We start from the raw sequence: 12,369 nt of genomic DNA, 5'->3' as shown, positions 1-12,369 counted from the left end.
ATTATAGATCGCTGAACTTGCGGCCTTCCGCCACCAGCTTCTCGAGCAACGGCGCAGGCTTCCACTGCTCGCCACCCACTGTGTTGTTGTAGTTCTTCACTGCCGCCAGAATATTGTCCAGCCCAACCTGATCTGCCCAGAACATGGGGCCGCCACGATACGCGGGGAAACCATATCCGTAGATCCAGACCACATCGATGTCCAGTGACCGGTCGGCAATGCCTTCTTCCAGGATCTTGGCACCTTCGTTGACCATTACATACATGCAACGCTCAAGGATTTCCTGGTCGGTAACCTCCCGGGCTACGATCCCCTGTTCCGCGCGGAAGCTTTCAATCAGCTGTTCCACTTCCGGGTCGACAACCGGCGCGCGGCTACCTTCCTCATATTTGTATACGCCAGCCTGGGTTTTCTGCCCCAGACGATCCTGCTCAACCAGCTTGTCCATCCAACTGGCCGGCACATCTTCACCGGCGTTACGACGCTCTTCACGAATACGATAACCGACATCAATGCCGGCCAGGTCAGACATCGCAAACTGCCCCATCGGGAAGCCGAGGTCGGTCAGCACTTTGTCCACCTGCTGCGGCGAAGCACCTTCGTTTACAAGCGCCATGGCCTCGGCACCGCGTTTATGCAGCATCCGGTTACCAACGAAGCCGTGACAGTTACCGACCATGACTCCGACTTTGTTAATTTTCTTCGCTACGGCCATCACAGTGGCCTTCACCTCGTCAGACGTCTTGCTGCCACGAACATTTTCCAGCAGCTTCATTACGTTAGCCGGGCTAAAGAAGTGCATACCGACAACGTCTTCCGGGCGTTTGGTAGCAGAGGCAATTTCATCAATATCGAGGGTGGAGGTGTTGGACGCCAGAATAGCGCCCGGCTTACACACTTCATCCAGCTTGGCGAAGATTTCTTTCTTGATAGCCATATTCTCAAATACGGCTTCGATCACCAGATCCACATCACGGAAATCGTCATAGCTCAGGCTGGTTTTGATCAGCCCCATGCGTTCTTCCACCTGCTCTGCAGTGAGCTTGCCCTTCTTGGCGGAGTTTTCGTAGTTGCGGCGAATTACGGCAAGGCCTCGATCAAGCGCGTCCTGTTTGACCTCAACGATGGTGGCAGGAATGCCCACATTGGCGAAGTTCATGGCAATACCACCACCCATGGTGCCGGCACCGATAATACCCACACTCTTCACCTCACGTACCGGAGTATCCTTGGCCAGGCCTTTGACCTTGGAAACCTCGCGCTCGGCAAAGAACGAATGAATCAGGCCAGCACGCTGCGGCGATTCCATGCATTCCTTGAACAGTTCACGCTCACGCTTCAGGCCCTCGGCAAACGGCAAGGTGAAAGCTGCTTCTACGGCGTCGACACACTTGAAAGGAGAGAACAGGCCACGGGCTTTTTTGGCCAGGCCAGCACGGAACTGGTCAAAGACATCGCTGCCCTTGTCAGCTTCAACCTTGTCGGCAATATCACGCACCCTGCGCACCGGAGCACCTTCAGCTGCCAGTTTCCGCGCATAGGCCAGCCCAACCTGGCGAATATCGTCACCGCCTTCAACAGCATCAACAATGCCCAGAGCCAGCGCGTCTCTGGCGCCTACGAAGTTGCCAGACGTAATCATTTCCAGTGCCTTCTGGGCACCCACAAGGCGAGGCAGGCGCTGGGTACCGCCAGCACCGGGCAACAGACCAAGCTTTACTTCAGGCAAACCCACCTTGGCAGACGCCAGAGCAACCCTGTAATGACAACCCAGGGCCGTTTCCAGGCCACCGCCCAGTGCGGTGCCATGAATAGCGGCAACAATGGGCTTGTCGCTTGATTCATAGGCATTGATCACATCGGGGAGGCCCGGCTCCTGCAAAGGTTTGCCAAATTCGCGGATGTCCGCGCCAGCAATGAACGTACGGCCTTCACATACCAGCAGGAGGATATCTGCTTCTGCATCCTTCTGGCCCTGCTCCAGGGCGGAAACCAGACAGGCACGCACAGCATGGCTCAAGGCATTGACCGGCGGGTAGTTTACGGAAATGACACCAACATTCCCTTCACGGGTATAAGCAACAACCTCTGACATAATCTCCCCTCGCCTTTTATGAAATATGGTTTTATCTAGCGAAATCAATTAACGATTTAATACAAGTTTAGCCCTTATTTCAACCACCGTTTCGGTTCAGGCATAAAAAAACCGCAGACTTTCGTCTGCGGTTTTTTATGCCTTTCTGTCTGATCCGGCCGGCTACCGGCAGCCTGGCCTAGACACCGAGCGATTCAATATCCCGGGCTAACATAGCCAGCTGGTGAGCATAGGAGTCGCGCAACTTGTCGCCAGGCACCAGGTACGACGGCGCCGCACAGGTCAGAACCATCGTAGTGCCATCCTGCAGGTGGATAGGTACACCGGCGGAGTTAATGTTCCGATCCCAGTCTCCCAGCGACAGGCAGAAACCGTGCTCCCGGTAATCTTCCATGGCCTGGTCCAGGCCTTCTTTAATTACCGGCCATTTTTCACCGTACTTCTTCGCCATGGCATCGTCGATCAGCTTGCGGGCCGGGTCGCTGATCGCGCAGTAATAGGCGCGCCCTGCAGAGGTTGTCGACATAGGCAGCTTCAGGCCAATATCCATCCGCAGGAGGGTTGCTTCAGGCGGCAGCCGGTTTTCTACATAAATCATGTGCAAGCGGTCGCGACAAGTCAGACCAACCGACATGTTGGTTTGCCGGGCGAACTCGTCCATGTAGGGCTTGGCCAGCTGACGCACCTTCAGGTTTGATACATAGGCGTAACCCAGAGCCAGCACGCCGGAACTAAGCTGATACTTTTCCAGCTGCTGGTTGTAGCCCAGATAACCCAGCTTGGTCAGCGTATAGGTCATGCGCGAAACGGTGGGCTTGGGAAGGCCGGTAATTCTGGCAATGTCCTGGTTGCCGAGTATGACAGACCCCTGACTGAACGCGCGCAGAACATCCAGCCCCCGGGACAATGCCTCCACAAACTTGCGATCCTTACCCGGCTGAACCGGCTCACCATCACCGGATGCCACTTGCAACTCCGGTGAGTTGTCCTGCTGTTTTTTTGCCATAACTTGCCTATTTCCTGAACTGCGTTGCCTGTCACGGATAGCCTGAAGAACCGTGGGCGTGAAAATTGGACATATTCTAGTCTATGAGAAACTCAAGAACCACAATCTGCCATCAAATTTCATGCCAGATTCGAAACACTGGCATTACCCGATGCCACGAAATAACCATGACGGAAACCCGGGCAACCTTTACCATAGTATAGCGATACTTTATTCTGCAATGCGGAACAAAGTCATATGCACGACAACAAACACTACTCAGGAGCATGTATGAAGGTACTTTTTGTAGCGGGCGATCCCAAACCAGAGCGCTGGACCGTACCTATCAAACAACTGCTACCAGAAGCAGACATTTATGTCTGGGATCCGGACGGCCCGGCGATAAATGCAGACTACGCCATCGTATGGCAGCCACCAGCACAACTGTTCGAGCGTGAGACCCGCCTGAAGGCCGTTTTCAACCTGGGCGCCGGTATCGACGGATTGCTGAAAGTGCCCAACCTGCCGGCAGACCTTACCGTGGTAAGACTGGAAGATGCCGGCATGTCAGTACAGATGGCCGAGCATGTACTGCACCAGATACTGGAAGTCAGCCGGCAGATGGAGCTGTACCGGGAGCAGCAACGCCAGCGCCTGTGGAAGATACACCGCCCCATCAGCCGGAAAGAGTGGCCCATCGGCATTATGGGGCTAGGGCACATCGGCAAGCGTGTGGCCAGCACACTGGCAAGCCTGGACTATACGGTAAACGGCTGGGCCAGGAGTGAGCACACGGTAGAAGGCGTGCGCACCTTCGCAGGCAACGGGCAACTCAGAGAGTTTCTGGGGGCAACGCGAGTGTTGGTTAACACCCTGCCACTGACCAGCGAAACCGAAAACATCCTCAACTACGACCTGTTCAGCCAGCTCCAGCCGGGTGCGGTGCTGATCAACGTCGGCCGGGGGGAGCACCTCGTGGAAGAAGACCTGCTCAGAGCCCTGAATGAGGAGAAACTGCAGCGGGCCTCCCTGGATGTGTTCCGCAAGGAACCTTTGCCGGCTGGCCACGCGTTCTGGGAGCGAACCGACATCACAATCACGCCGCACATTTCGGCGCGAACTCTTCGGGATGCCACGCTGGAGCAGATCACCGGGAAAATCCGGGACCATGCCAGCGGGCACCCCATCACAGGAATAGTCGACATAGCCCGTGGCTACTGACTAACCCGCGAGCCGACTCTGCCGGTCAACCCAGGACCGGCAGAAGTACCGCAAACACCGCCAGCAATAACAGCAACAGCGGCACCACCAGCAAGACAAAAACACCGTTCCACTGAAAGGCCACTACGTTGCGGGAAACCTGACCAAACCGTGACAGCAACATCACCGACGGCCCGAACGGCGACACCATCATTGCCAGTGAGAAACCAATAACCAGGCCAATTGCCACCAGCATCGGGTCAGCCCCGCTAGCCACAAGTTGCGCAAGCATGCCCGACTGCACGCTGAGCACGGTAATCGGAATCACCCCGGCCATGGAGAACAGCGGCATGATCAGCAGCCCTGCGGCTGCAATCAGGTAACTACCCCAGCCGCTCACCACAAGTCCGTTCAACAGATCTGCCGGCACCACAGTGGCAATCGATACCCCAAGCATGGCTGAGCCGGCAAAGATCGCCATTTCGTTGGACATCACCGCCAACTGTCCCACCCCTTCTGCCAATACCGCCACCGGAGAGCGTTCCTGCAACAACATATAAGACAAAGTGACAGCCGGAACAGCCAACATGGCAGCGACCGACACCTTCACGCCCGCCAAGGCAACCAGCAAAGCCATACAGGCAAACACCACCAGAACCAGAAGCGTCAGTTTGCCCGTTCCTTCAGGCCAGCCGTCGAGCGCAACCCGTTCACTACTGATTTCCCGGAAGCGCTGCCTTTCCAGCACCCAGCCAACCACGATCATCAGCAAAGCTGCCACAAAGCCGAAAGGCAAAAGAGAAGACCAGCTGAGCTGGGGCAGCTCTCGCGTGAGAATCGCAACCGCTACGCTGGTTGGCGCCACCAACGGCACCAGCGCAAATCCCCGCAAGGCGCTGATCAGCACACTCCTGAGCCACTGCAGCCGCGCCGCGCCCTCAATGCCCCGCTCTTTGAGACTGTCCGCCAGGGTGCCGCATAAAAGGCTCATCATCCCGAAGCTGAGTACCGAGGCAATACCGCAGCTCACCGCCGCATACTTTGGGTATAAAAGGGATACCCGACCCCCGAGCAGCACATCGTGGATACGCCTGAGGACTTCAAAGCGGCGCACCAGGCACTGCATCATCCCCAGGCTGCCCAAAAACGCCGAATAGAACGCTGCATCCGACAACGCATCAAGGGCACCGTCCATTCCGAGACGGCCGGTCACAAACAAACCAGCACTAAACGTGAGGGAAAGCAGGAACAACGTCCTTGCATAGACCTGAAGGCGCATCGCGCCCAGAACAAACACCAGGATGAATACCAGCCCGGCAGAGGCGCTAAGGGCTTTGCTCTGCAGACAAATCGCGACAAGCTCCATGACCACGGCACAAGCCAGCAGCCAGCGAAGAGTTCCATTCATAAACCAGTCAGCCACCAATGATGAACAATTCTTGCAATTGAGATAGACCCAGATTAGTCTTTTCCAATATCATTTACAAAACTATATTCCGCAGTTCGGAATTACCTAACCATAATCGATACGACAATTCTTATGAACGCATACATCTATGATGGCTTGAGAACACCATTTGGGCGGCATGCAGGCGCCCTGGCCAAGGTTCGCCCCGACGACCTGCTGGCCGAGGTCATTCGCGCACTCATTGAGCGCAACGCCTTTGCTCCGGATAATTATGAAGACGTGATTGCCGGCTGCACCAACCAGGCCGGTGAAGATGCCCGCAACCTGGCGCGGCACGCCGGACTGCTGGCAGGCTTGCCGGTTGAAACCGGTGGCCAGACCGTTAACAGGCTGTGCGGCTCAGGCCTTGCCGCCATCATCGATGCTGCCCGCGCTATCCGTTGTGGCGAAGGTGAGCTGTTTGTAGCCGGTGGTGCCGAGAGCATGAGCCGCGCACCGTTTGTGCTGGCCAAGTCCGAATCACCTTACAGTCGTGAATTCCGGGCCTTTGACAGCACCATTGGCGCGCGCTTCCCGAACCCACTGATCGAACGTCAGTTCGGTTCTGACACCATGCCTGAAACCGCAGACAACATTGCGCGCGAACTTAACCTGTGCCGACTGGAAGTGGATCGCTTTGCCGCGCAAAGTCAGGCCCGTTACGAGGCGGCCCGCCAGGAAGGCTTCTTCAAGGACGAGATCCTGCCCATTTCGGTGCCTCAGGGGCGCAAGCAACCGCCACTGACCGTGCAGGACGACGAGCATCCAAGGCCTACATCCAACCTCGAGGCGCTTTCCAATCTTCGCTCGCTGGCTGAAGATGGCGTGGTTACTGCCGGCAACGCCTCCGGCGTGAACGATGGCGCTGCCGCCCTGATTATCGGCTCCGAAGAAGCCGGCAAGCGGGCTGGCATCCAGCCCCGCGCACGTATCGTATCGGCTGCCATCGCCGGCGTTGCGCCCAATGTAATGGGCTACGGCCCGGTTCCGGCAAGCCAGAAAGCCCTGGCCCGGGCAGGCCTGACACTAAAAGACATGGATGTAATCGAGATCAACGAGGCGTTCGCCGCCCAGGTTCTCGGTTGCACCACCAAACTGGGAATCGATCCTTCCGATTCCAGACTCAACCCGAACGGCGGTGCCATCGCCGTGGGGCACCCTCTTGGCGCTTCCGGCGCCCGGATTGCCCTGACGGCGGTACGCCAACTCGAACGTACCGGTGGCCGTTACGCTCTGATCAGCATGTGCATTGGTGTAGGCCAGGGCATTGCTGCTGTAATTGAACGGGTTTCCAACTAACTTTTCAGGAGAACAACAATGGCTTCCGCACCTTGGGACGACCTGCTGAACTTTGAATCACAACTGGACGAAACCGAGCGTCAGGTACGCGACAGCATTCGCAGCTTCTGCGATAACCGTCTGATGCCCGGCATCGTCGAGGCAAACCGCCACGAAAAATTCGACCGCAGCATCTTCACCGAAATGGGTGAACTGGGCATGCTGGGTGCCACCCTGCCGGAAGAGTACGGCGGCCCCGGCCTGAACCACGTGTGCTACGGCCTGATCGCACGGGAAGTTGAGCGGGTCGACTCCGCCTACCGCTCCGCCCTGAGCGTACAGTCTTCACTGGTGATGTACCCGATCTTCTCTTACGGCAAAGAAGAGCTGAAAAAGCGCATTCTGCCGAAACTGGCCTCTGGCGAGTTTGTTGGCTGCTTCGGCCTGACCGAACCCAACCACGGGTCTGACCCCGGCGGCATGGAAACCCGAGCCAAGAAAGTCGATGGCGGCTACCTGCTGAGCGGCTCCAAGACCTGGATCACAAACTCCCCGATTGCCGACGTTTGCGTGGTCTGGGCCAAGCTGGACGGCGTGGTAAACGGCTTTGTGATCGAGCGCGAAGGCGCCAAGGGTCTGGAAACTCCGAAGATTCAGGGCAAATTCTCCCTGCGCGCATCCGACACCGGCTCTATCTTTATGGACGAAGTCTTCGTTCCTGAAGAAAACCGCCTGGAAGTTGAAGGCCTGAAAGGCCCGCTGAGCTGCCTTACCAAGGCTCGCTACGGCATCAGCTGGGGCGCCCTGGGTGCTGCGGAATTCTGCTGGCATGCAGCCCGCAACTACACCCTGGAGCGTAAGCAGTTTGGCAAGCCCCTGGCCGCCAACCAGCTGATCCAGAAGAAGCTGGTAGACATGCAGACTGAAATCACCCTTGGACTGCAATCTGTGCTGCAGCTGGGCCGCATGATGGATGCCGGCATTGCCACCCCGGATTCCGTTTCCCTTCTGAAACGTAACAACTGTGGCAAGGCCCTGGACATCGCCCGCGTAGCCCGCGATATGCACGGCGGCAATGGTATCGCTGATGAATACCACGTTATCCGCCACGTTATGAACCTGGAAGCAGTTAACACCTACGAAGGCACCCACGACGTCCACGCCCTGATTCTGGGCCGTGGCCAGACTGGCATCCAGGCCTTCAGCTGATCCTTTCAGGAACAGTGTAAGCAAAGAACCCCTCCGCGGAGGGGTTTTTTAATGCCTGACATCCGGCAACGAGTTTCAGGCAGGCCCAAAAAAGCCCCGGTGTGCAGCGCACCCGGGGCAAGCGATGAAATACCTGATATTCGTTTTAACTCAACGGAAATCGCTGATCAGAATGACAGCTTGGCGGAAGCCATTACCTGCTCATACTGCTGGCTGCCGCTGCCTGCGATCTCGCCAAAGTCCCAGTAGGCATACTCAAGACCCAGAGTCAGGTTCTTATGAGCGGACCACAGCAGGTTAGCGTGGACTGAGGTGGAGGAGTCGAAATAGCTGAGAGTCCCTGCAGGAGAGAAGTCCAGATCGTCCACAATCTCGGTATGGGAAACCGTCAGGTTACTTCTCCAGGTTGAATTCCAGAAGTGACGGTAAGCCGCAGTGACCCCGTAGGTATTCAGCGGCTCAACCTTTCCGGCCGCCTGCTCAGCCCGATCCACATCCGGGTAGGTGAACAGCCCCATGTAACGGCCAAGCGCTCCATAGCTGTATTGCAGACGCAAGTCATCACGCCCAAACGTAGGAATACGGGCACTCAGAGATACAGCACCGGCTGCCTTGGTGTCCTCCGCAGCATCATCTTCCAGATGGCGCAACAGGGCCGCAACAGAGTAGATACCGTAGTTGCCGCGAGTCTGATAGCGCGCTACGAGATCCGGATAGGACTGATCGCCATAGGATTCAGAGCCAAAACCATCTTCCGGGTTTTCCAGCGCCACCATTAACTTACCACCCGGAGCGGACATGTTATAGCGGAGCATCGGCTGTCGGGTATAGATAAAGGCAGCCTGTTTACCTTGGTCCAGAATCTCTGGCAATGCAGCCAGATCAGTAAAGGTTGTGAAGGTCTGGCCAAAATCCCAACCATTCCAGGAGCCATACGCCTGCCGCATGCGCGGATTATAGCTGTTTGAGACAACTTCATTGCCGGGAGCATCAGCCGCGGTGTTGAAATCCATTTCGATGTACGTGGTCAAATCATGGCCGGCAACATCCTCGGTCTTGGTACCAATGCTGATACGAGATTCACGAGCAGAGAAGCCTGTTTTCCAGTCGCTTTCACCTTCATTGGCCGCCTTGGCAAGCGTCCGGGGCAAACCAATGGAGTAACCGTTGCTGATTCCATTACCGTTGGATCCGAAAATCACATCGGCCTTGATGAACCCGCCAAATGAAATCGTGGTGTCACCAATCTTGATGCCTTTGCCATCACGCAACAGATAACGGCTATCGTCCCGCGTTTCAGGGGCAGTCGACACAGCACCTTCCAGCTTTCCTTCCAGAACCTGGATGCGCTCACGCAGCTCTTCCAGTTCTGTGTTGCTCTGCGCCTGGGCAGTTACCGAGCCAAGCATCAGCAGAGGTGCACCAGCCAGGGCTACGGCACGGACCAGCGGATGGGTGGCAAAACGGGTTGTTGTTGTCATCTTGAAAAACCTCGCATCGGAGTTGGTTAGCGTCTTTATTGTTAAATCTACGGGACTGGCACATACCTTCCCGCAATAATTCCGCACGGCGGAACGATTGGTTATTTGCATTTCATTATGCAGCACCATCTTCCACGAATCCGAATATAGATGAAGATTTTTATATCAACAAGTCCATTTATCTTTTTGCACGTCTAAAACGGCGCATTTTTTTGACAGTTGATTCCGTTAGCATTGACATCCACCGTTTGGTTGATGGATCATGGAGCAATTCTGCTATGCGGTATACATTTTCGCTAAGAGCACGGTGAGGGTTACCTATGAACATGAATTACACAGCCGAGGAATTGGCTTTCCGCGACGAAGTTCGCGCATTTCTGGATGCCAAGCTGCCTGCGGACATCGCAGCTAAGGTGAAAGGCTTTCGCAAGCTGAGCAAGGAAGACCACCAGCGGTGGCAAAAAATTCTCAGCGAGCAAGGCTGGTACGCCACGCACTGGCCGGAACAGTACGGGGGTGTCAGCTGGACACCGGTCCAGAAGCACATCTGGGATGAAGAGTCCTGCCGTTACGGCGTGCCCCGCTCCATTCCCTTCGGCGTAAATATGGTGGCTCCGGTCATCATCAAGTTCGGCTCCGAAGAACAGAAGCAGCAATACCTCCCCCGGATTCTGAGCGGCGAAGACTGGTGGTGTCAGGGTTATTCCGAGCCAGGCGCGGGTTCTGACCTGGCTTCCCTGAAAACACGGGCTGTACGCGAAGGCGACCATTACATCGTTAGTGGCCAGAAGACCTGGACCACGCTGGGCCAGCACGCCAACATGATCTTCTGCCTGGTTCGCACCAACACAGAAGTGAAGGCGCAGGAAGGCATCTCATTCCTGTTGATCGACATGAATACCCCGGGCATCACCGTTCGTCCGATCATCACTCTGGACGGGGAGCACGAAGTTAATGAAGTCTTCTTTGAAGACGTGAAGGTTCCGGCCGAAAACCTGGTAGGTGAAGAAAATAAAGGCTGGACCTATGCCAAGTACCTGCTCACCTACGAGCGCACCGGCCTGGCCGGCATCGGCCTGTCCAAGGCAGCGCTGACACACCTCAAGCAGCTGGCCAGCCGTCGGGTGAAGAACGGCAAACCCCTGATTCAGGATCCGACCTTCAGCCAACGTATCGCGCAGGTCGAAATCGACCTGATGGCAGCAGCGATCAGCAACCTGAGAATTGTTGCCTCGGTAGAGGGCGGCGGCGTTCCGGGAGCGGAAAGTTCCATGCTGAAAGTGCGCGGCACCGAGATTCGCCAGGCCATCAACGACCTGGCACGCCGGGCGATCGGGCCTTACGCCATTCCGTTTGTTGAAGAAGAGATGGACCAGGCCTATGACGGCGAATTCCTGTCTGACCCGGATGCTGCTCCTCTGGCTGCCCATTACTTCAACAACCGCAAGCTGTCTATTTTCGGTGGATCAAACGAGATCCAGAAGAACATCGTTTCGAAAATGATTCTGGGACTTTAAGGAGGCGACCATGGATTTCCGACTCAACGAAGAGCAGCAAATGCTGCAGGACACCGTGGCTCGTCTGGTTCGCGGTGAATACAGCTTTGAAAAGCGGCTGGAATACAGCGAAACCGAACTTGGCTTCAGTGAAAGTTTCTGGAAGCAACTGGGCGAACTGGGCCTGATGGCGGTGCCATTCCCCGAGGAACTCGGCGGCTTTGGCGGCACCGGCGTTGAAGTTCAAAGCGTGATGACCGAGCTGGGCCGCGGTCTGTGCATCGAGCCGTACCTTCAATCTGTGGTTCTTGGTGGCGGGCTGATTAGTCAGGCCGGCAATGAACAGCAGAAAGAACAGTGGCTGGCGGGCATTGCAACAGGCGAAACCCAGCTTGCCGTTGGCCTGCAGGAGCCCCAGAGCTTCTACAACACAAATGACGTAGAAACCACCGCCGAGAAAACCGGCAGCGACTATGTTCTTAACGGCCGCAAAGCGGTTGTAATCGGTGGCCATAGTGCCGACCTGCTGGTGGTTTCTGCTCGCACCTCTGGCAGCAGCCGTGATGCCTCTGGCATCAGCTTGTTTGTCATCGACGCCAACGCTGATGGCCTGGAGCGTCGCAGCTACCCGACTATTGACGGCGCCAAGGGCTGCGACCTGCTCCTGAACAATGTCAAGGTGGGTGCAGACGCTCTGCTGGGAAGCGAAGGCGAAGCGGCCGATGCTATTGAATACCAGGTTGGCCGTGCCATTTCCGCTCTTTGTGGTGAAGCTGTCGGCGTTATGGAAGTCGCCTGTGACCTGACCCTGGACTACCTCAAGCAGCGCAAGCAGTTTGGTGTGCCCATCGGAAAGTTCCAGGTGCTTCAGCACCGGATGGCTGACATGATGTCCGAACTGGAGCAGGCTCGTTCAATGGCCATCCTTGCCGCCAGCGTGGCTGATGAGCCGCAGAGTGACGAGCGCCGCCGGGTAATTGCGGCCGCTAAGAACGTAATTAGTCGCAGCGCCCAGTTTATTTCCGAGAAGGGCATACAGTCCCACGGCGGTATTGGCATGACCTGGGAATACAACTTTGCCCACTACGCCAAGCGCCTGGTGATGATCAACCACCAGCTGGGCGATGACGATTTCCACCTGGAGCGCTATGCCGCCCTGCTGGAAGCCAACTGATACT

9 protein-coding genes are annotated in these 12,369 nt (G+C 56.4%); 5 read left to right on the top strand and 4 right to left on the bottom strand.

The genetic code is table 11. The annotated features are described in order from the left end of the window. Position 1 precedes the first annotated feature (1 nt). On the bottom strand, positions 2 to 2,095 hold the full coding sequence (locus LWH94_RS07630) for a 3-hydroxyacyl-CoA dehydrogenase NAD-binding domain-containing protein (protein WP_232901766.1): 2,094 nt from the start codon (positions 2,093 to 2,095) through the stop codon (positions 2 to 4). A gap of 178 nt (positions 2,096 to 2,273) precedes the next feature. Next, complete coding sequence (locus tag LWH94_RS07625; RefSeq protein WP_058091207.1) at positions 2,274 to 3,101, bottom strand: IclR family transcriptional regulator; 828 nt, start codon at positions 3,099 to 3,101, stop codon at positions 2,274 to 2,276. 270 nt (positions 3,102 to 3,371) lie between these two features. Between LWH94_RS07625 and LWH94_RS07620 the strand changes: the two genes are divergently transcribed. Then, complete coding sequence (locus LWH94_RS07620) at positions 3,372 to 4,301, top strand: 2-hydroxyacid dehydrogenase (protein ID WP_232901765.1); 930 nt, start codon at positions 3,372 to 3,374, stop codon at positions 4,299 to 4,301. Between the two features lie 25 nt (positions 4,302 to 4,326). Here the strand turns inward: LWH94_RS07620 and LWH94_RS07615 are convergent, their stop codons facing one another. Then, positions 4,327 to 5,688 (bottom strand): hypothetical protein, encoded by a 1,362-nt coding sequence (locus tag LWH94_RS07615; protein WP_232901764.1) that lies wholly within the window; start codon positions 5,686 to 5,688, stop codon positions 4,327 to 4,329. Positions 5,689 to 5,820: 132 nt separating this feature from the next. On the opposite strand from LWH94_RS07615, the gene LWH94_RS07610 reads away from it, so the two are divergent. Together LWH94_RS07610 and LWH94_RS07605 are read left to right on the top strand one after the other, a co-directional pair. Next, complete coding sequence (locus LWH94_RS07610) at positions 5,821 to 7,026, top strand: 3-oxoadipyl-CoA thiolase (protein WP_023008966.1); 1,206 nt, start codon at positions 5,821 to 5,823, stop codon at positions 7,024 to 7,026. 18 nt (positions 7,027 to 7,044) lie between these two features. Next, positions 7,045 to 8,214 carry an acyl-CoA dehydrogenase gene (locus LWH94_RS07605; protein ID WP_023008965.1) on the top strand — a complete coding sequence of 390 codons (1,170 nt, stop codon included), beginning with the start codon at positions 7,045 to 7,047 and terminating at the stop codon, positions 8,212 to 8,214. 167 nt (positions 8,215 to 8,381) lie between these two features. Here LWH94_RS07605 and LWH94_RS07600 read toward each other — a convergent pair whose 3' ends face one another. Next, a complete protein-coding gene (locus tag LWH94_RS07600) occupies positions 8,382 to 9,824 on the bottom strand; it encodes a DcaP family trimeric outer membrane transporter (protein ID WP_232901763.1) in 1,443 nt (480 codons plus the stop codon). A gap of 191 nt (positions 9,825 to 10,015) precedes the next feature. On the opposite strand from LWH94_RS07600, the gene LWH94_RS07595 reads away from it, so the two are divergent. Together LWH94_RS07595 and LWH94_RS07590 are read left to right on the top strand one after the other, a co-directional pair. Further along, positions 10,016 to 11,212 carry an acyl-CoA dehydrogenase family protein gene (locus tag LWH94_RS07595; RefSeq protein ID WP_232901762.1) on the top strand — a complete coding sequence of 399 codons (1,197 nt, stop codon included), beginning with the start codon at positions 10,016 to 10,018 and terminating at the stop codon, positions 11,210 to 11,212. A gap of 10 nt (positions 11,213 to 11,222) precedes the next feature. Next, a complete protein-coding gene (locus LWH94_RS07590) occupies positions 11,223 to 12,365 on the top strand; it encodes an acyl-CoA dehydrogenase family protein (RefSeq protein WP_232901761.1) in 1,143 nt (380 codons plus the stop codon). Positions 12,366 to 12,369: the final 4 nt, after the last annotated feature.

Origin of the sequence: Marinobacter sp. G11 (genome assembly GCF_021282325.1) — a bacterium.
GTDB classification, from domain to species: Bacteria; Pseudomonadota; Gammaproteobacteria; order Pseudomonadales; family Oleiphilaceae; genus Marinobacter; species Marinobacter vinifirmus.
This window is presented reverse-complemented; position numbering and strand designations above follow the sequence as displayed.